Origin of the sequence: Nocardia sp. XZ_19_385, from assembly GCF_015355755.1 — a bacterium.
GTDB lineage: Bacteria > Actinomycetota > Actinomycetes > Mycobacteriales > Mycobacteriaceae > Nocardia.
In genome coordinates this window covers 1-18,754 of the sequence record NZ_JACVEE010000006.1, presented here as the reverse complement: position 1 = coordinate 18,754, position 18,754 = coordinate 1, and the positions used below count along the sequence as shown (strand labels likewise).

At 66.7% G+C, this 18,754-nt stretch carries 17 protein-coding genes and 1 pseudogene; 12 read left to right on the top strand and 6 right to left on the bottom strand.

The window, feature by feature from the left end; all coding sequences use genetic code 11:
• Positions 1-95: 95 nt before the first annotated feature.
• The 3 genes from IBX22_RS33590 to IBX22_RS33580 are packed head-to-tail and all read right to left on the bottom strand — an operon-like array spanning position 96 to position 2,624.
• Positions 96-587 carry a pyridoxamine 5'-phosphate oxidase family protein gene (locus IBX22_RS33590; RefSeq protein ID WP_194819855.1) on the bottom strand — a complete coding sequence of 164 codons (492 nt, stop codon included), beginning with the start codon at positions 585-587 and terminating at the stop codon, positions 96-98.
• Between the two features lie 13 nt (positions 588-600).
• Positions 601-2,103 (bottom strand): MFS transporter, encoded by a 1,503-nt coding sequence (locus tag IBX22_RS33585; protein WP_194819854.1) that lies wholly within the window; start codon positions 2,101-2,103, stop codon positions 601-603.
• A 26-nt stretch (positions 2,104-2,129) separates the two neighbouring features.
• Positions 2,130-2,624 (bottom strand): NADPH-dependent FMN reductase, encoded by a 495-nt coding sequence (locus IBX22_RS33580; protein WP_194819853.1) that lies wholly within the window; start codon positions 2,622-2,624, stop codon positions 2,130-2,132.
• 76 nt (positions 2,625-2,700) lie between these two features.
• Here IBX22_RS33580 and IBX22_RS33575 point away from each other — a divergent pair, with 76 nt between their 5' ends.
• A complete protein-coding gene (locus IBX22_RS33575) occupies positions 2,701-5,745 on the top strand; it encodes a BTAD domain-containing putative transcriptional regulator (protein WP_194819852.1) in 3,045 nt (1,014 codons plus the stop codon).
• A 3-nt stretch (positions 5,746-5,748) separates the two neighbouring features.
• Here IBX22_RS33575 and IBX22_RS33570 read toward each other — a convergent pair whose 3' ends face one another.
• The gene (locus IBX22_RS33570; RefSeq protein ID WP_194819851.1) at positions 5,749-6,360 is read right to left on the bottom strand and encodes a TetR/AcrR family transcriptional regulator; all 612 of its coding nucleotides are present in this window, start codon (positions 6,358-6,360) and stop codon (positions 5,749-5,751) included.
• A 100-nt stretch (positions 6,361-6,460) separates the two neighbouring features.
• Here IBX22_RS33570 and IBX22_RS33565 point away from each other — a divergent pair.
• The 6 genes and pseudogenes from IBX22_RS33565 to IBX22_RS33540 all read left to right on the top strand — a co-directional run bounded on the left by IBX22_RS33565 (position 6,461) and on the right by IBX22_RS33540 (position 13,248).
• A pseudogene (locus IBX22_RS33565) lies at positions 6,461-7,644 on the top strand (CE1758 family FMN-dependent luciferase-like monooxygenase).
• 24 nt (positions 7,645-7,668) lie between these two features.
• Positions 7,669-8,376, top strand: a complete 708-nt coding sequence (locus IBX22_RS33560) for a CE1759 family FMN reductase (protein ID WP_194819850.1) — start codon at positions 7,669-7,671, stop codon at positions 8,374-8,376.
• A gap of 172 nt (positions 8,377-8,548) precedes the next feature.
• Positions 8,549-9,856, top strand: coding sequence for an NAD(P)/FAD-dependent oxidoreductase (locus tag IBX22_RS33555; RefSeq protein WP_194819849.1), 1,308 nt, complete (start codon positions 8,549-8,551; stop codon positions 9,854-9,856).
• On the top strand, positions 9,849-11,033 hold the full coding sequence (locus tag IBX22_RS33550; protein ID WP_194819848.1) for a cytochrome P450: 1,185 nt from the start codon (positions 9,849-9,851) through the stop codon (positions 11,031-11,033). The genes IBX22_RS33555 and IBX22_RS33550 overlap by 8 nt, the downstream gene beginning before the upstream one ends.
• Positions 11,034-11,081: 48 nt before the next feature.
• Positions 11,082-12,443, top strand: coding sequence for a glutamate decarboxylase (locus tag IBX22_RS33545; RefSeq protein ID WP_194819847.1), 1,362 nt, complete (start codon positions 11,082-11,084; stop codon positions 12,441-12,443).
• A gap of 94 nt (positions 12,444-12,537) precedes the next feature.
• Positions 12,538-13,248, top strand: a complete 711-nt coding sequence (locus tag IBX22_RS33540; RefSeq protein WP_194819846.1) for an enoyl-CoA hydratase/isomerase family protein — start codon at positions 12,538-12,540, stop codon at positions 13,246-13,248.
• 59 nt (positions 13,249-13,307) lie between these two features.
• Here the strand turns inward: IBX22_RS33540 and IBX22_RS33535 are convergent, their stop codons facing one another.
• A complete protein-coding gene (locus IBX22_RS33535) occupies positions 13,308-14,381 on the bottom strand; it encodes an alkene reductase (RefSeq protein WP_194819845.1) in 1,074 nt (357 codons plus the stop codon).
• A 112-nt stretch (positions 14,382-14,493) separates the two neighbouring features.
• On the opposite strand from IBX22_RS33535, the gene IBX22_RS33530 reads away from it, so the two are divergent.
• The gene (locus IBX22_RS33530) at positions 14,494-14,895 is read left to right on the top strand and encodes a MerR family transcriptional regulator (RefSeq protein WP_194819844.1); all 402 of its coding nucleotides are present in this window, start codon (positions 14,494-14,496) and stop codon (positions 14,893-14,895) included.
• A gap of 314 nt (positions 14,896-15,209) precedes the next feature.
• On the opposite strand, the gene IBX22_RS33525 is transcribed toward IBX22_RS33530, so the two are convergent.
• Positions 15,210-15,704: a hypothetical protein gene (locus IBX22_RS33525; RefSeq protein ID WP_194819843.1), complete on the bottom strand. Its 495-nt coding sequence runs from the start codon at positions 15,702-15,704 to the stop codon at positions 15,210-15,212.
• Positions 15,705-16,135: 431 nt separating this feature from the next.
• On the opposite strand from IBX22_RS33525, the gene IBX22_RS33520 reads away from it, so the two are divergent.
• The 4 genes from IBX22_RS33520 (at position 16,136) to IBX22_RS33505 (ending at position 18,277) form a co-directional block, all read left to right on the top strand.
• Positions 16,136-16,753, top strand: a complete 618-nt coding sequence (locus IBX22_RS33520) for a sigma-70 family RNA polymerase sigma factor (protein WP_194819842.1) — start codon at positions 16,136-16,138, stop codon at positions 16,751-16,753.
• 277 nt (positions 16,754-17,030) lie between these two features.
• Complete coding sequence (locus tag IBX22_RS33515; protein ID WP_194819841.1) at positions 17,031-17,501, top strand: DUF1360 domain-containing protein; 471 nt, start codon at positions 17,031-17,033, stop codon at positions 17,499-17,501.
• Between the two features lie 127 nt (positions 17,502-17,628).
• Positions 17,629-17,946 carry a MarR family winged helix-turn-helix transcriptional regulator gene (locus tag IBX22_RS33510; protein ID WP_194819840.1) on the top strand — a complete coding sequence of 106 codons (318 nt, stop codon included), beginning with the start codon at positions 17,629-17,631 and terminating at the stop codon, positions 17,944-17,946.
• A 10-nt stretch (positions 17,947-17,956) separates the two neighbouring features.
• A complete protein-coding gene (locus IBX22_RS33505; protein WP_194819839.1) occupies positions 17,957-18,277 on the top strand; it encodes a hypothetical protein in 321 nt (106 codons plus the stop codon).
• The last annotated feature ends 477 nt before the right edge of the window (positions 18,278-18,754 follow it).

The following is an 18,754-nucleotide window of genomic DNA, read 5'->3' as shown; positions in this document are numbered from 1 at the left end:
GAATCTGGAACAGGCACATCGTGGGTCGGCACACCCAGGCACACAATGCCCGACGGCTTCTCGAGGAAACCGTCGGGCATTGTGCTTGCCGCTCATCAGTTTTGGGCTGTGGACTTCCACATCTTGCTGCGCAGGTCGCGGCCACGGATTACTTGGATCCGCCATGGTGCCAGGCGGAGGATGCGCAGCTTCGGGTCCTCGATGCCGTTCCAGAAATTGCCCAGGGGATACCCCGCGCCTTTCGGGCTGGTCTGCTCGTACAGGTCCCAGACGTGCTGCCTGGTCGTGAGGTCGTCGAACGGCACCCAGTCGGCGAGCGTGTCCGCGTGCACCTGGTTCTGTTTCCTGGTCCAGTACGAGAAGGTCGTGTGCGGGTTCGCGGCCAGGTGCGCCTCCTTGACCGGGGTCGGGTAGGTGGCCAGCCAGCCGACCGGGTTCCCGTCGACGAGTTCCCACACCGGGATCAAGACCCTGGAACGTGGTCGGCCCTTACTGTCGACAGTGACCATGGTGGAGTAGACGATGTCGCCGATGTAGGCGTCGAACTCGTCGCGGATGTCGTTGAAAGACTGCACTGTGGTGGTCATTTCGATGCTCCTGTCAGACCTGTGTGAGTTGGGCGGGCTTGCGCAGCAGCGTCACCGACACGATCGCACCGGTCAGCGCGAGAACGGCGGCGGCGACAGCGGCGACGTTCAAACCGGAGGTGAATGCCATACGGGCGGTAGCGATCAGCGCTTCACCTGCGGCGCCCGGCAGGTTCTGCGCAACCGCGAGCGCATCGGTCAGGCTCTCGTCGGCCGGTGTGCCCTCCGACATCGTGCCGCGGTAGACGGCCGTGCCGACGCTGCCAACGATCGCGATCCCCAGCGAGGTGCCGAGATCCGCGGCGGTGCTGTTGACCGCCGACGCCTCGCCCGCCTTCTCCGGCGGGGCCGCGCCGATCAGCATCCCGGGGACGAGTGCCATGGCCGGAGCGATACCGGGGTAGAGGATGTAGAAGCCGGTGAGCAGCACAGGCAGTCCGGCAACGCTGTCCACCTGGGTGAGCACCAGGTAGCCGATCGCGGACAGCAGTAGTCCCGCGGTGATCAGGTAGGCGGGCTGCACGTGGCGTGCGAGGGTCGGCGTCACGGTGGAGACGACGATCAGCAGCAGCGCCGCGGGCAAGATGGCCAGTCCCGCGGTGAGCGGCGACAGCCCCGCTACCTGCTGCAGATACTGCGTGAACAGCAGGTAGATCCCGCCTAGGCCGATCGCCGCGAGCAAGAAGACACCGACCGCACCGCTGAAGGTCCGGTTGGCGAACAACCGCACATCCAGTAGTGGGCTAGCCAACTGGCCCTGCCTGCGGACGAACACCACGCCGAACGCGAGGCCGGCCAACAGGGCGACGACGGGGACCGGTCCCAGGCCGGCCTTGGCGAACTCCTTGATGCCGTACACGATCGGCAGCACCGCGGTCATCGACAGGACCACACTGGGCAGGTCGAGCCGTGCGGCTTTCGCCGTCCGATACTCCGGGATCAGCAGCGGCGCCGCGATCAGCACCAGCAGCGTGACGGGCACGCCGATCAGGAAGGCCGCACCCCACCCGAACGCCTCCAGCAGTAGACCGCCGACCAGCGGACCGAGCGCCACTCCCGCGGACACCGCGGCGGCCCACATGCCGATCGCGGTCGCTCGCTGCTTCTCGTTCTGGAACATGGTGCTGATCAAGGACAAGGTCGACGGCATCAGCGCGGCGGCGCCCAATCCCATCAGCGCCCGAGCGCCGATCATCGCTTCGATGGTGGGTGCGAATGCGGCGAACAGCGATGCGGCGCCGAAGATCAGCGAACCGGTCAGCAGCAGGCGGCGGCGGCCGATCCGGTCGCCGAGGGTGCCCATGGTGACCAATAATCCGGCCATGACGAAGCCGTAGATGTCGTTGATCCACAGCACCTCGGTACTGCTCGCCCCCAGGTCGGCGGCGATATAGGGGGTGGCCAGGAAGAGTACGGTCATGGCCAGGAACAGGAGCACGGTCGGCAACAGCAGGACCGTCAGGCCCAGCCATTCGCGCGTTCCGGCTCGCACTTCGGTGGAAACACCGGTTGACATGTCTTCTCCTAGAAGGTTTTTCGAGTTCACGAGAGGTAAGGACGGGCGGCGCGCAGGGCGCGGCCCCACCAGATGAGCTGGTCGATCATTCGTTCGGCGGCGTCGGCCCGGAAGGGATCACCGACGACATCGGGGACGGTCATGGCATGCAGGCTGGTGAAGACCGACCGGAGCTGTTCCACCGCGGACCGGCCCCCGGCCGGCGTGCCATAGGCGACGAATCCCACCGGTTTGCCTCGCCATTCCGCCGCGAAACAGTCGATGGCGTTCTTGACCGCGCCCGGATAGCCGCGATTGACTTCGGCCGTCGCCACGACGAAAGCGTCGGCGCCGGCCAGCCAGGGCGCGAGATCGCGCACGGCGTGCCCATCGCCCGGCGCCGCCGGGAGACAGGCCAGCGACAGATCGATGACGTCCGTCTCGAATTCGGTACGGCTCGCCGCATATTCGGCGAATCGCTCGGCGGCGGCGACACCGGAGCGTTCGGTGAGGATCGCCATCCGCAGTGGCTCTTGGTTCATGGTGATCACAGTGGCGGCAGGGCCTTCGGATGCACTCCGGATGAACTCCAGCCGGACTCCGGGCTACCGTTGCGACATGCGTTTCGGGGTGCTCGGTCCACTCGCCGTGTGGACATCGGAAGGGCGCCCGGTCCGGGTCGCGGAGCTGAAGGTCCGAATCCTGCTCGCCCATCTGCTGGTCAGTGCGGGTGAGGTGGTTCCGGCAGACCGGCTGATCGACGACATGTGGGGTGACAAACTCCCGGCCAACCCGTCGGGGGCGCTGCAGACCCGCGTGTCGCAGCTGCGGCGCGCGCTCGAGGACGCCGAGCCCGGCGGCCGGGACCTCATCGTCTCCCGTGCCCCCGGCTACGCGCTGTCACCGGCCGCGACAGTGGATGCCACCCGCTTCCAGCAGTTGATCAACGATGCCGCACGAACGGCCGACCCGGGTGCGGTCGCACGGATGCTCGGCGACGCGCTGACCCTCTGGCGCGGCCCGGCCCTGGCCGATTTCGCCGACGAGGAATTCGCGCGTCCGGTTATCGCCCGCCTCGACGAGCAACGGTTGACTGCCACGGAACTGCGCGCCGAAGCTCGGCTGGAACTGGGCGAGCACGGGTTACTCGCGGACGAGCTGAGCGATCTGGTCACCCGGCATCCGATGCGCGAACGGCTCCGTGCCGCCCACTTGCGCGCGCTGTACCGCGCGGGCCGCCAGGGCGAGGCCCTGGCCAGCTTCCATGATCTGCGCACCCGCCTGGCGGAGGAGCTCGGCGTGGATCCCGGTCCGGAGCTGGCCGCATTGCATCAGGCCATCCTGGAACAGGACAACACGCTGGGCCCGGCGCAAGCCGTTCGCGCCCGGACGAACCTACCGGCCCCGGTGAACGAACTGATCGGCCGGGATGCCGCCCTGGCGGAGGTGCGTGATCTGCTGGCCGAGGCTCGGCTGGTCACGCTGACCGGGCCTGGCGGTGTCGGCAAGACCCGGCTGGCCATCGAATCCGCGCGCACGGTGTCCAGCGGATTCCCCGACGGGACTTGGCTGGTGGAGCTGGCCGTGGCAGGCCCGAGCACCCGGGTCTCCGACGCCGTTCTGGCCGCGCTCGAACTGCGCGACGACACAGTCACCGTGGGCGACCGGCTGCCGGAGACCCTGCGGGACCGCCGCATGCTGCTGGTGTTGGACAACTGCGAGCACGTGATCGAGCAGGTGGCCGCACTCAGCGCCGAGTTACTGCGGGCGGCGCCTGGGCTGCGCATCCTCGCGACCAGCCAGGAGCCCCTCGACATCAGCGGCGAGCGGCTGTTCGTGGTGCCGCCGCTCGATCTCGAGTCGGCGGCAGTGGAGCTGTTCGTCGCGCGAACGGTCGCGGCGGTACCAGGCTTTCGCCTCGACGCCGGCAACGCCGCCGCGATCGCCTCGATCTGCCGGCGGTTGGACGGCATTCCGCTCGCCCTGGAACTGGCGGCGAGCCGGGTGCGGGCGCTGGGGGTGCACGAGCTGGACCGGCGGTTACACGACCGGTTCCGGCTACTGGGTTCGGGGCCGCGCGATGCGCCGCCACGGCAACGGACGCTGCGCGCCATGATCGACTGGAGCTGGGAGCTGCTCAGCGAGCCCGAGCGAATGGTATTGCGCCGTTTGGCGATTCACGCGGATGGCGGCACCCTGGACGCGGTCGAGGCGGCTTGTGGTCCCGATGCCCTCGACCCGCTCACCCGGCTGGTCGATCGGTCGCTGCTGACCTTCTCCGGCACCGACGAGCCGCGCTATCGGATGCTCGAATCCGTGGCCGCCTACGGCATCGAGCGACTTCGGGAAGCCGATGAGTTCGACGAGGTCCGGCATCGGTACCGCGAGTACTACACCGAGTTCGCCGAGCGCGCCGACGCCCATCTCCGCGGCCCGGAACAGCGACGCTGGCTGCGCCGCTTGGACGCCGAGGCCCCCAACCTGCGGGCCGCGCTCGACCATTCCGACCCCGAAACCGGTGGCCGGCTCGTCGACGCTCTGGCCTGGTACTGGGTATTGCGCGGGCGTCTCGGCGAGGGCGTTCGAGCATTCTCGGCTTTCCCTTCGAACCGGCCCGCAATGCTCTGGCGGGCCGGGTTCGCCCGGCGACTCGGCGAGCATTCCGACGAGCCCGTGACGCCGACGGGACAGCCGGAGAACGCGCGAGCGGAATGGTTCGTCGCCTTCGCGCAAAGCCTCATCGGCGAACGAGAGGACGAGACCCCGGCCGTGCGCAGCCTGTCCAATTTCCGGGCGACCGGCAATCAATGGGGCATTGCCGCCGCTCTTGTCACTCGCGCCCAGCACGCGCTGATCCGCAGTGATCTGACTGCCCTGGCCGAGTACGGCGAGCAGAGCATGGCGCTGTTCACCGAGCTCGGTGACCGCTGGGGGCAGGTGCAGGCGACCCAGATGCTCGGCCGCCATGCCGAGATCGTCGGGGACTACGACCGGGCGAGACGCCTGCACCGGGCAGGATTACGGATGGCCGAAGAGCTCGAGCTGTGGACCGAGTTGTCGGACAAGCTCTCCGCGCTCGGCCGGATCGCCCTGCTGACCGGCGACCTCGCGCATGCCGACGAATTGCACCGGCGGGCAATGCGATTGGCCGCCGAACACGGCTACCAGCTGGGCGAGGAGTTCGCGGAGCTCGGGCTGGCCATCGCTGCCAGGCGGCGCGGTGACCTGGATGCCGCCGAAACGCATTTGCGGCGCTGGCTGCCATGGGAGGGACAGCTCGACTCCGATTTCGGGATCGCCTTCATCATGGCCGAACTGGGATTCATCGCCGAGTTGCGCGGTGACGCGCAGGCCGCACGCACGCTCCACCTGTCCGGCCTATCGGCCGCGCGGCAGACCGGTGATCCGCGCGCGGTCGCGCTCGCCTTGGAGGGTTTGGCCGGCGCCGAGGCCCTGACCGGCCGACCGGAGGCGGCGGCCCAACTCCTCGGTGCGGCCGAAAGGACGCGGATCGCTGTCGGGGCGCCGCTACCGGGCGCGGAACGCGGCGATGTCGAGCGGATCATGGCGCTCGTGCGCGCCGAACTCAGCGAAACGGCGTTCGAGGCGGCGTTCCGAAAGGGTGCCGACGACCCGGCGGCGACCATTCCAGAGGAAATCTGATCCTCATCGGAGCGCGGCGCAGGTGCGTTCGATCAGCGTTTGCCATCCGTCGGCCAGGTGCCGGATCCGGTTCGTGTCCGCGCCCGCCGGGGTGTGGAGGTAGAGCAGGATCGGAGCTTCGAGGGCTGCGGTGAGCTGGACTGCGAGGGTGTCCAGGTCGGGGACGCCGATGTCGGCGCGGCCGAGCAGCATGCGGACGTGAAACTGGGAGATCGTGGCCGTGCCGACGGGAACCGACTGGTTGGCGTCGAGGGAGGCGCGGGCGATCGCGGCGTGGGCGAACAGGAAATCGATGCGGGCGCGACCGAAGGCGATCAGGCGGGTGACCGGGTCGGCGCCGGGCCCCAGCGGCGGCGGGCCGGACAGCACGGACTGCTGGAATGCTTTCTCGTCCTCGTCGAGCAGGGCGTGGAAGATGCCCGCCCGGGTGCGGAAGCGGCGGAAAACGGTGCCTTTTCCGAGTCCGGCCCGTTCGGCCAGTCCGTCCATGGTGAGGTGCTCCACGCCCGATTCGGCGACCATCTGCCGTGCGACGTCCAGCAGATGTCTGCGGTTGCGGGCGGCGTCACCGCGCTCGGGGCGCGGCAGGCCCAGCGGTAGTGCGGCCGTCTCCATACGGCTCAACATACCCGCCGGGGAATATAAGCGGGGTAAAGTCCGCTTACCCTCTCGTCAGTGCACCTCAGGGCGCTCACCTCGAGAAAGGCGGCGCGCAATGCAATTCGGAATCTTCTCGGTGACCGACGTCACCCGCGACCCGACCACCGGCTACACCCCGAGCGAGGGCGAGCGGATCGACGCGATGGTTACCATGGCCCGGCATGCCGACCAGGCAGGTCTGGATGTCTTCGCCGTCGGCGAGCACCACAATCCGCCGTTCTTCGACTCCTCGCCGACGACCTTGCTGGCGCACATCGCCGCGGTGACCGAACAAATCACGCTGTCCACCTCGACGACGCTGATCACCACCAACGATCCGGTGAAGATCGCCGAGGACTACGCGATGCTGCAACATCTCGCCAAGGGCAGGCTGGACCTGATGCTCGGCCGCGGCAACACCGGACCGGTCTACCCGTGGTTCGGCAAAGATATTCGCAAGGGCGTCCATCTGGCCCTGGAGAACTACAACCTGCTGCACCGGCTGTGGCGCGAGGACGTCCTCGACTGGGAGGGCGAATTCCGTACTCCGCTACAGGGTTTCACCTCGACCCCGCGTCCGCTGGATGATGTGCCGCCCTTCGTGTGGCACGGCTCGATCCGCACCCCGGAGATCGCCGAGCAGGCGGCGTATTACGGAAACGGCTTCTTCGGTACAACATTCTCGCGCCCAACGGGCATTTCATCCCGCTGGTGAACTTCTACCGGAAGCGGTTCGAGCACTACGGGCACGGCACCGCCAAGCAGGCCATCGTCGGGCTCGGCGGGCACGCCTACATCGCCAAGCGCTCCCAGGACGCCTTCACCGAATTCCGGCCGTACTTCCAGCACAACCCGTTCGGCTTCAACAGCCCACTCGAGGACATCGCGAGCGGGACGCCGATGAGCGTGGGCAGCCCGCAGGAGGTCATCGACAAGACCCTCGGCTTCCACGACCAGTTCGGCGACTACCAGCGTCAGCTGTGGCTCCTCGACGGTATGGGCTTGCCGCTGCCCGCCGTCCTGAAGCAGATCGACCTGCTCGCCGAAGAAGTCGTGCCGGTCCTGCGCAAGGAACTCGAGGCGCGCCGCGACCCCGAAGTGCCGGACGCACCGACCCATCAGAGCCTGGTGCGCGCCAAGTACGGCGATCAGCCGCCGCGACAGCCGCGACCCAACCCCAACCGGGGCGACAACCTCACTGGCACCTCGCCCTACCAGGACAGCGAATCAGCAACGGGCGCAATCTATCCCGCCCTGTGACGGCACGAAAGGAAAGCAGGACCAATGAGCACGCCACGCAGCATCGTCATCGTCAGCGCCGGGGTGAGCGAGCCGTCCTCCACCCGGCTGCTCGCCGACCGGCTCGCGCAGAAAACCCTCGAGCTACTGACCGCCCGCGGTGTCGAGGCGACGGTGGGCACGGTGGACCTGCGTGCCCTGGTCGCCGATATCGGTCAGGCGACACTGGCCGGATTCCCCAGCGACAACCTGCGCGCCGCGTTCGAACGGCTCGCCGCCGCCGACGCGGTGATCGCCGCCACCCCGGTCTACAAGGCGGGGATCAGCGGCCTGTTCAAGTCGTTCATCGATGTCCTCGACGACGACCTGCTCATCGCGAAACCCGTCGCACTCGCCGCGACGGCCGGAAGCGAAAGGCACTCCCTGGTCCCCGACGAACAGATGCGGCCCCTGTTCGCCTACCTGCGCGCACTGGTGACGCCCACCTCCCTGTTCGCCACCCCGCAGGACTGGGCCGACCGCGCGCTCTCCGACCGGATCGCCCGCACCGCAACCGAACTCGCCGCCCTGGTAGCCAGCGGCGTCAGTGCCACCATCGCCGGCGAAACCTGGCACAACCATCGCCACGAGTTCGCGACCACCGCCCCACGCAGCGCAAACACCTCCGCCCTGGACCACGTCGATCTCGAATCCGACCTCATGCGCCTTGCGACAGGCGGGCATTCGCGCACAACGGGAACTGACCGCAGGTGACCTCGGCTGCCCGCCGAGCCATTTCCGGCACCGGCCGATCTGTTCAGTGAACCCACTCATCTGTCACTATTCGCCAATACACATCGCACGTTCATAATTCCGTTTCAGACAACAAGAATTTTCCGCGAGCCGGTATCGAACTCACGTAGGATCGTGAAGGTTTTGATCGGGTATGAATTCGAACAGGCCGGAGGATTTCGTGGATACAGCTGTCTCGGAGTCAGCGGGCAATGTCGTTGTGCTCGGCCGTCAGCGGGCGGATAAGGCATTCGTAGTCCGCGATTTTCTGGAGCGAAATGTCGTGCCGTATGCCTGGCACGACATGAACCGGAGTGAGCACGCCCGGGTATTGGCTGAACGGCTGGGAATGTCCGGGGATGTGGCGGTCACCGTGGTGCTGCCCGACTGCCGGGTTCTGCACGATCCGTCGCTGATCGACTTGGCGCTCGCGCTGGATCTGACCTGCCCGGCCCAGTCCGATACCTATGATCTGGTCATAGTCGGCGGCGGCCCCGCGGGACTGGCATGTGGCGTTTACGCCGGATGCGAGGGTATGGGAGTCGTCATGATCGAGGACGACGCACCAGGCGGCCAGGCGGGTAGTACCTCGCGTATCGAGAACTATCTCGGGTTTCCCACCGGAGTCGGCGGCGCGGAGCTCGCGCGGCGGGCGCTCACCCAGGCCAAGGGCTTCGGAGTCGAATGGTTGTCGGCGCGGGTGGCGAATCGCTTGACAATCGAGGGTGATTGGCGCGCCGTCGAACTTGCCGACGGTTCCGTTATCCGCGGGCGCGCCGTGTTGATAGCGACCGGCATGCAGTGGCGCCGTCACCCGGCTCCCGGCGTAGATCGGTTCGTCAATGCGGGCGTGTATTACGGCTCATGTCTGAGCGAAGCCGCCACCGTCGCCGACGAGGATGTCTTCATGGTCGGTGCGGGGAACTCGGCGGGACAGGCGGCGCTGGCATTCGCCGAATACGCCCGCTCGGTGACAATGCTGGTGCGTACAGCCGACCTGGACACGATGTCGCATTATCTGGTCGAGCGCATCAAAGCATGTCCCAACATCTCCGTGCGCACCCGGACCGAGGTGGTCGAATCACTGGGCGACACTGCACTGGCCGGATTGGTGCTCCGGGACGGGGTCTCCGGCGCCACCGAAACAGTTCCCGCGGCCGCGCTGTATCTGCTGATCGGAGCCAAACCGAGCACCGAGTGGTGCAGTGATCTCATCGGCTGCGACGATCACGGTTTCGTTCTCACGGGCAGCGACGTCCTTCGCAATGACCAGCGGTTGCCGATCCCGTGGCCGGCGGGCCGCGATCCGCTGTTGATGGAAACGAATGTGCCCGGAGTGTTCGCCGCCGGTGATGTCCGTTCCGGGAGCGTCAAACGTGTGGGCTCGGCGATCGGGCAGGGCGCGGTCGCGCTCCAGGCGATCAACGAATACTTCGCCAGCAGAGTGACCGTCAATGGATAGTTTTGCGGAGTCCCTCACGGTCGACTCGCTGTACGTCGATCCCTATCCGATTTACGCACGATTGCGCCGGGAAGAACCGGTTGCCTGGGTGCCCGCCCTCGGGGTCTGGCTGGTCACCCGCCTGCACGACGTCCGTCATGTCATGTCCAGTCCGGATTCCTTCGTCACCAGCGACCCCGATGCGCCGCTGACGAAATTGTGCGGACCGGGAATGTCGATCCTGGCCCAGGAAGGCGACGCCCACGCCGAGACCCGGGAAAGTGTCGCCGACCGGCTGGCCGGCGAGACAATACCCGGCCTCGAAAACGTCACGGACGAGATCGCGACCGCCGAGTTGGCAACGCTGAGTCGGCGCGACAGCGTTGACCTGATGTCGGAGTATTTCCAGCCCGTATGCGGCGCGGCGATGGCCCGGACCCTGGGGCTGGGCGCGGTGCCCGAGTCCACATTGCGCGGCTGGTCGAGCGCCTTCACCGACGCGCTACAGAACCCCAGCGGCGATCCAGGCCGGAACACCGCGGCCGCGGCCGCGAGCCGGGAGATGGATGCGACGCTCGGCCCGGTGCTCGCTGAACTCCGCGAACACCCGGACGGATCGTTCCTTTCCGCCTTGCTGCACGCCGGGCGACCGGTCGGCGACCCAAGGGATGCCGAAACCGTGCTGCCGACAGTCAAAATGATGATCAGCGCATTCAAGGAGCCCGGATGGCTGGCCGGAAACCTGACTTACGCCCTCGCCTGTCATCCCGGCCAACTCGCACAGGTACGTGTTGATCGCGAGTTGCTGAACGCCGCCGTGCACGAAGCGATGCGCTGGCTTGCGCCCGTCGGTTTGGTCGGGCGTAAGACCACCCGGGAAAGCACCCTCGACGGGGTGCGACTTCCACCCGGGGTGATGGTGGCCCCGTGCCTCGCATCAGCCAATCGGGACGAGCGGGAATTCGACGACGCCGAGCAGTTCGACATCCATCGGGCCCGTAAGCCCTACCTCACACTCGGCTACGGCCGCCACCAATGCCTCGCGAGCGCACTGATACCAGTCCTCGCCGAAGTCGCCGTCGACCGGCTGCTGCGCGACCTCCCGAATCTGCGCGTCGAACCGGACGCGGGGGAACTACGCGGCTGGAAGTTCCGCTACCTGAACCGACTTCGCGCCACGACCGCGCCTGCCCCATAGCTCTTCAGCTCTTCCACGCCAGTCCACACCGAGGAGGAAAAGCGGAGAATGCTCAACCACGTGCAGTCACACCGGTGGAACGAATCGGTCGATATCAACCCGCTCTACAGCGGGTTGGTGCCGGACGGAGGGGTGCCCAGATTCAAGCTTCCCGCCGGCCCGATGCCGCCTGACGCAGCCGCCGCGCTGATCCGCGACGAGCTCATCCTCGACGGCAACGCGCGGCTGAACATGGCGACGTTCTGCACGACCTGGATGGAACCACAGGTCCGCGCTTTGATCGCGGAAACACTGGATCGCAATATCGTCGACTACGACCAGTACCCACAGACTGTCGAATTGGAGGCGCGCTGCGTCAACATCCTCGACAATCTGTGGGGCGACCCCGATGGCGTCAGCGTCGGATGCTCGACCGGCGGCTCCAGCGAGGCCGCGATGCTGGGCGGTCTGGCAATGAAGTTCAGATGGCGCGAACGCCGACGCGAGCAGGGACTTCCGGTCGATCGGCCGAACCTGGTGCTGCCGACAACGGTGCATACCTGCTGGCCGAAATTCTGTCAGTACTGGGATGTGGAGCCACGGTGGATGCCGATCCAGCAGCCCGACTACACGCTCGATCCATCGCGGCTACCGGAGCTCTGCGATGAGAACACCATCGGCGTCATCGGAGTACTCGGGTCCACGCAGGTCGGCAAGCTCGATCCGATCGAGCGGATGGCCGCGGAGCTGGACGGGTTGCAGCAGCGTACGGGGATCGACGTCCCACTCCATGTCGACGCCGCGATTGGTGGCTTCGTCACCCCGTTCTTGGAGCCGGATGTGGTGTGGGACTTCCGGTTACCGCGGGTGCAGTCGATCAACACCTCCGGACACAAATTCGGCTTGGTGTTCCCGGGAGTGGGCTGGATCGTGTGGCAGGAACCAGCCGCGCTGCCCAAGGAGCTGGTGCTGAGCTGCGAACTGCTCGGCGGCAGCGTCGAAACCTTCACCCTGAATTTCTCCCGCTCCGGGGCCCCGGTCATCGCGCAGTATTACAACTTCCTGCGCCTGGGCTTCGACGGGTACCGGGCGGTCCAGCAAGCATGCCGGGACGTCGCCCGGTACCTCGCCGAAGAACTGGCCGACATCGACAGCGTGCAGGTGATCGCAGGCGGTGAACAGCTTCCGGTCCTCGCCCTGCGCGTCCACCCCGACTACGAGCGCAGGTTCACCGTGTTCGATTTGTCCAGCCGATTGCGCCTACGCGGTTGGCAGGCACCCACCTACGCGCTACCGCCCAACCTCGAACATATCTCGGTGATGAGGCTCGTCATCCGCAACGGTTTCAGCAGAGACGTCGCCGAAATGCTGCTGACGGACCTCCGGCGGGAGATCGGATACCTGGAAAGCGGCGGCCGGACGACGAAGTAAAGTCGAAACTGCCTGCCACCTCGGCAAATCCGGCGAAACCGGCACCGGAGTGTCGGACGTGTCGAGACAAAAATGTGTGCGGTAGGTTGCCCCGATGCCATACCTGCGGCGTGAAGGCGACGTGTTCATCGTGCATCTCGGCGAGCGCGGGGAGCGGGATACCGAGAACCGGTTCCACCCCGACTGGCTGTCCGGGATGAACACGATCCTCGACGAGGCGCTAGCGAGCGAGGGTCCCGCGGCGTTGGTCACCACCGGCGACGGCAAGCACTACTCGACCGGCGCGGACCTCGCCTGGTGCGCCGGTCAACCCGAACGCGCCGACTGGTATCTCACCGAGGTGCAGCAGCTGTTCCGCCGCATCCTCACCCTGCCGATGCCGGTGGTCGCAGCCCTGAACGGCCACACCTTCGGAGCCGGTGCCTTCCTGGCTGTCGCCCACGATCATCGGGTCATGCGCGCCGACCGGGGATTCTTCTGCTTCCCGGGCGTCAGCCTGGGGGCGAACTACGCCTATGCGGCCGTCGCCATGCTCAGGTCGCGGCTCCCGGCGGGTGTGGCCCACGAGGCGCTGGTCTCCGGACGCCGCTACGGCGCCGCGGACGCCCTCGCCGCCGGCCTGATCGACGCGACCACCGAACCCGACCGCGTCCTCCCGGTTGCCGTCGAGTACGCACAATCGCTGGCCCACACCCGCGGCCCGGTGCTCGCCGAGATCAAGACGGCCCTGCATCGCCACGCCGTCGACGCACTCCAAGAACCGGTCGTGGGCTACAACGACCACGCACTGATCAGGCGTCCCTAACGTCCAGCGCGGTGTGCTAACCGGTCCGCCGTGGACACCGCCACGGCGGACCAGGGCGTTCATGCCGAATGCTGATACGCCGAGTACGTCACATACCCGGTGTTACCGCCCTCGTAGTACGTCGATTCGTCCACCGGGGCGATCGGTAGCGCGCTGCGCAGGCGTTCGACCAGGTCGGGGTTGGCGATGAAGGCGCGGCCGAAGCTGATCAGGTCGGCGCCGAGCTCGAGCCAGCGGTCGGCGTCGTCACGCCCAACTTGCTTGGGCCCCATCGGATAGACGGGATTCATGATCAGGGTGCCCGGCCAGCGGCGGCGCAGGCCGAGCAGCACCTCGTCGTCGGTGGTCGCCTCCAGATGGATGTAGGCGAGGTCGAGGCGGGCCAACTCGTCCAGCAGCGCGGCGTACAAATCGGCGATGCCGGTCTCTTCGACGCCCCAGAATGTCGCGCCGGGGGAAAGCCGGATGCCGGTTCGGGCCCCGCCCACAGCGTCGACCGTGGCGGCGGTCGCCTCGACCGCGAATCGGATCCGGTTCTGGACCGAGCCGCCGTAGCGGTCGGTGCGGAGGTTGGCGTTCGAGGCGAGGAACTGTGAGATCAAATAGCCGTTGGCGCCGTGCAATTCGACACCGTCGAAGCCCGCGTCGATGGCCCGCCGCGCGGCCGCGCCGTAAGACAGCGCATGCTCGGGCACCTCAGCGGTGTCCAGGGCGCGGGGCAGCGGAGCGGGTTGCCGCCCGGACGGGGTGAACACATCGCCGACCGCGGGCACCGCCGACGGACCGACCGGTTGAGTGCCGATCGTCTCGACGTGCGATACGCGTCCGCCGTGCATGATCTGCGCGACGATCCGTCCGCCGTTGGCGTGCACCGCGGCGGTTACCGGACGCCAGGCGGCGACCTGCGCCTCGGTGTAGAGGCCAGGCGTTCCCGGGTTCGATTGCCCGATCAGGCTGGGCTGTACTCCTTCGGACACGATCAGCCCCGCGGTCGCCCGCTGCGCGTAATGCGTCGCCATGGACGGAGTCGCCAGGCCGCCCGCGGCGGCGCGCACCCGCGTCATCGGAGCCATCACCACACGGTTCGGCAGTGTCAGGTCGCCGAGCCGGTAGCTGTCGAAAAGCGATGTCATACAAGCTCCTTCGTAGTCTCGAGGGCCCGCTTGCGGGCACATCGGCTACGCTAAAACCTGACGTCAATGTCAGAGGCAAGTGCTGTGATGCAGGTCATGTCAGGAGAATGAAGTGCGCATCGGGGAACTGTCGGCACGAACCGGAGCCAGCGTGCGCTCGCTGCGCTACTACGAGGACCAGGGGCTACTCACCAGCACCCGCAGCACCAGCGGCCAGCGCCACTACACCGCCTACGATGTCGAGCGGGTTGAATTTCTCCAGCGGCTCTACGCCGCGGGCCTGTCCAGCCGGACCATCGCCGTCATCCTGCCCTGCGTCGACGCACCGAGCGATGAGAACACTGACGCCGCATTCGAGCGAATGGTCCGCGAACGCGACCGATTGTCCGACCACATCACCGAACTCGTCCAGACGCGGGACGCCCTCGATGAACTCATGGCCGTGAACCGGGCACACCGCGCGACCACAGCCGTCGCAGTCGGAACTCCGGCAGCATCCCAGTCGTGTGCATGAGGTACAGGCACCTAGACCAGATCCTGGCCGGGATCAGGCCCTGGCACCGGTATTGAGTAGCCGCTTACGGGTCGATTCCGCCGGCAGAGGCGCAGTCGACCGAACGCACGCTCGTGCCGAATTGTGGTGGACATAGACGTTCAACTGGCCCGGGAAGTCCCCGACTAATGCACAGCGCGACGGCCGATCAGGGCGTCGCGGCCCGCTTGCGGTTGCGGTGGCCGAGCCATCAGGCAATACCGCCCTGAGTCATGCCCTGAGTCATCCCCCGACATGAGAGCGGGCTCGTGGCAGCCTCGAAGACATGGCTACTGCTACACCTCGGCAAGAGTTGCCAGCAGTGCCCGCGCTCCAGCAACCAGCTCCGAGGAGTCCGTGTAGTCGCGCTCGAATTCGATACTGCCGCAGCTGCCGTCGAGGACCTGAGCCAGCAAGCACAGCCGGTCGTTCTCGCGCTCGGCACCGATGTTCACGAAAAACGGGTCTTGATGACGACAACGGCTCTGGAATTCGGTCGTGAAGTCTTGGCCTGATCCCACCCCTGCGATCACCGCCTCGGCGAAGTCTCGAAGCTCTACGGCGTTCAGATAGCCCTGTACGGACCAGAGATCGATCAGCCACTTGCCACTGGGACGGTGCAGCGAGACAGTGGCGCGGTAACGGCCGGGGACGGCATCGTTCTCGGTCACCAGATCAGTGAACTCGGCGATCTTTACTGCAGTGTCGAACTGTGCTTGCCACTCCGCGCGCGCCTGAGCACGCTGCTGCTGTGTCGTGGAGAGCTTCACACCGAAGACAGTAGTCATCATGCGAGCCTCCACGGTGGCAGAAGTACCAGAGCCGCTGCGGCTTAGAGCAGCCGGAGATGCCGCTGGGCGCGCGGTTCGGTTGGCCGCCGGTTGATCTCGCGAACGCAGGCACATGCCCGATGTAGGAGTGACTGCTGGTTCGGAAGCACCACGCCGTGCGGGTCACCCACGGTTTGCCGGTCAGCGTCTCTGAGTCTTCAACGCTTCACGCACAAGGTAACTCGGCCTCGTCGCACTCCTAGCGGAGTGATGCGTGAGGTAGGCACCGTTCGTTCCGTGACCCCACGAGCACCCTTGCCCGTGTCTTGTCCTGCGTTCGTTCGGATCCGCCAGTGCTTGTCGGGCCGTGTCGCTAGTCTCACGCGGATGGACGCAGTGCAGGTACAGAAGAAGCTCGAACTCTCTCCCGATGAGGACTTCATCCTCACGGCGTGGCAGTACCAGATGATGCAGCGCGACATCGCCGCGTCGAAGGGCAAGCACCTTCCGTCGACCGTTTCGACCCCGTCTACGGGAGGAACTTCCTGGCTTTCGCGGTACCTACCATCATGGGTGAGGTGCGCCGCCATTTCCGCGACAACACCTGGGCGGTGCGGGTACCGCGCCGGACCAAGGACCTGCAGCAACTCCTCGGCCCCGCCACCGAGACGCTGACCCACCGGCTCGGCCGCGCACCCAGAGCCCGCGAACTCGCCGCCGAACTCGACGCGGACCTGATCGAGATCACCAACGCACTAATCGCCCGCAACGCCTACCAGGCCACGCCGATCGATGCGACCACCAGCAGCGAAAACGACAGCGCACCACCGTCATTGCTCGACCGGCTCGGCACCGAAGATCCCCGATACGGACTCGTCGAGGACTTCCTCGCGGTCCAGCCGTTGATCGCGGCCCTGCCCGATCGCGAGCGCCTGGTGCTGAATATGCGGTTCTTCGAGTTCCGGACTCAAGCTGAAATCGCCCAGCACCTCGGCATTTCACAGATGCAGGTCTCGCGCATCCTGTCCAAGACCCTCAGTACGCTGCGCGAGCAGGTTTCCTGCGACTGAGAATCGCTGAGCCGGGCGCGCGCCCGAGTTGTTTGCAGGCTCGACCGCCGGGTAGGCGTGTGGCGACTCGCATACCGCGTTCGAAGGAGAACCGATCCCACGCTCACTTGCCGTTCAAACGGACCTGAACTCGGTGGCGCGCTGAGTGCATTGACCTTGCAGCGCTGCGGCGAAGACCCCACCACGCGGACCTGACATTTCCGACGGGCTTGGAAAGGGAATCCATGAGTTACATCGATCAAGAGCGGGAAGGTTGCATCCGGGCGGTATTCCGCCCATGAACGAGAACCAGCGCCGCTTGGGCGGTTACGTGGTGACGATGACGCTCTACGTGGTTGTCGTCGCCGGCGTCGCACTCTGGGGAAGGCTGACAGATCGACAACTCCCGCGGGACATGACGGTGCGGGAGTTGATCACCACCGCGGCAGCCGCCCACAAACTGTCCCGCACGGTGACCAAGGCCGCTGTCACCAGACCCGTGCGAGCCCCGTTCACCGAGGAGACCGGCACCGGTGGCCCTGGCGAAGTGATGGAGCAGCCGAAGGGTGACGCGGGCATCCAGCACAGCTTCGGCGAATTGCTGAGCTGCCCTTTCTGTTTCGATGTCTGGGCGGTCACCGCCCTCACCATCGGACACGTCTTCGCGCCGCGGGCGACCCGCCTGGTGGCTGACGGGATGGCGGCCCTGGCCGGCGCCGACTTCCTGCACCTCGCCTACGCCAAAGCTCAACAGCTGGCCGAAGGTTAGTTACTGCTCGGGTGCTGCTGTTCTATGCCACTCCAGTGGTTTCGGTTCCGCCAATGCCGTGCTGCCGCTGCAGATCGGGGCGCCTGATGTGTGAACAGATGTCGGACCGCGGGCGCGTGTCGGCCCCGTGGTCACGGCACTGTCGGTCCTCGACACTCTGGCTCGCCGGGGCCCGGCACGGCTGACCGATCTGACCGAGACCGAGCAACTGACCCAACCGGGCATCACTCAACTCATCACACGCTTGGAGCGCGACGGGCTGGTCCTGCGCCGCCGTGACCCTGGCGATGGCCGGGCCGTCATCGTGGACCTCACCGAGGCAGGCCGACGGGTGCGGCAAACCCGCCCTGACACGGCTCGCCCAGCTAGAGCGAGAGCACTTCGCGATTTTCGCGCGTTCGTATTCGGTTGCCGAGGCGTGTTTGGTTCTCTGCCGCCGGGGTAAAGGCTCGGACATGACCACCATCAACGAAGGCCGGGTTTTGGCGGCCCTACATGCTGGCGGAACACCGCTGAGCGTGCAGGGCATGGAGGCTATAACCCACCTCGAGGGGAAGGTGGTCCGCAAATCCCTGGCCTCGCTTGCCCGTTCGGGTCTGGTCGAGCAGACCGACACGGAACCGGAACAGACCTGGAAGCTGACCGCCCGCGCGCGCCGTTGGCTCGAAACAGCGATAGGGCGAGCGGCGGTGGACGTGCCATCTGTGCGCACCGGCACGTCACTGTCCGGACCAGGACCGAAGCACCCGGTGGTGCGATTGCTGGGCAAGAGGTGACGACAGCGGGACACACCCCGCAAGCCTGAGAGGTGTGTTGACCTGCTCACTCGGGGTCTCGCGGTCAGCACCGAAACTGGGCGTCGCCGCGACCGATGCGCCTGGAAGACAACAAGATCGGCACCACCGGCCGCTACCGTTGCGGAGGTGAGTCCGCGCGTCCGGTCGGCGGCACGCCGGGAGGGTTCGAGGGTGCCCGCACCGCACGTTTCATCCCGCTGTGACCAGTCATAGCCCGAGCAGGCCGAAGTCGACGGCCGCGAGCGGCATTCGCTACAAGTTGATGGCCTGGTTCTCTGGTGACCTTGGTCTAGGCGGCCGGGGTGGTCGTCCCGATATCGGTTGTCTCCGGCCCGATCGGCGCGCTGGGGCGGGGGTGGGCGAGGATCGCGGTGGTGTCGGCGTGGCGCTCGATGACGGCGCGGGCCACATCGACCAGGCGGGTGCGGGTGGCGCGGGCGTGGGCGCGCATCGCTG

Coding starts and splice junctions, on each gene's coding strand:
- IBX22_RS33590 (WP_194819855.1), bottom strand. CDS start 587: ATGACCACCACAGTGCAGTCTTTCAACGACATCCGCGACGAGTTCGAC.
- IBX22_RS33585 (WP_194819854.1), bottom strand. CDS start 2,103: ATGTCAACCGGTGTTTCCACCGAAGTGCGAGCCGGAACGCGCGAATGG.
- IBX22_RS33580 (WP_194819853.1), bottom strand. CDS start 2,624: ATGAACCAAGAGCCACTGCGGATGGCGATCCTCACCGAACGCTCCGGT.
- IBX22_RS33575 (WP_194819852.1), top strand. CDS start 2,701: ATGCGTTTCGGGGTGCTCGGTCCACTCGCCGTGTGGACATCGGAAGGG.
- IBX22_RS33570 (WP_194819851.1), bottom strand. CDS start 6,360: ATGGAGACGGCCGCACTACCGCTGGGCCTGCCGCGCCCCGAGCGCGGT.
- IBX22_RS33560 (WP_194819850.1), top strand. CDS start 7,669: ATGAGCACGCCACGCAGCATCGTCATCGTCAGCGCCGGGGTGAGCGAG.
- IBX22_RS33555 (WP_194819849.1), top strand. CDS start 8,549: ATGAATTCGAACAGGCCGGAGGATTTCGTGGATACAGCTGTCTCGGAG.
- IBX22_RS33550 (WP_194819848.1), top strand. CDS start 9,849: ATGGATAGTTTTGCGGAGTCCCTCACGGTCGACTCGCTGTACGTCGAT.
- IBX22_RS33545 (WP_194819847.1), top strand. CDS start 11,082: ATGCTCAACCACGTGCAGTCACACCGGTGGAACGAATCGGTCGATATC.
- IBX22_RS33540 (WP_194819846.1), top strand. CDS start 12,538: ATGCCATACCTGCGGCGTGAAGGCGACGTGTTCATCGTGCATCTCGGC.
- IBX22_RS33535 (WP_194819845.1), bottom strand. CDS start 14,381: ATGACATCGCTTTTCGACAGCTACCGGCTCGGCGACCTGACACTGCCG.
- IBX22_RS33525 (WP_194819843.1), bottom strand. CDS start 15,704: ATGATGACTACTGTCTTCGGTGTGAAGCTCTCCACGACACAGCAGCAG.
- IBX22_RS33515 (WP_194819841.1), top strand. CDS start 17,031: ATGAACGAGAACCAGCGCCGCTTGGGCGGTTACGTGGTGACGATGACG.
- IBX22_RS33505 (WP_194819839.1), top strand. CDS start 17,957: ATGACCACCATCAACGAAGGCCGGGTTTTGGCGGCCCTACATGCTGGC.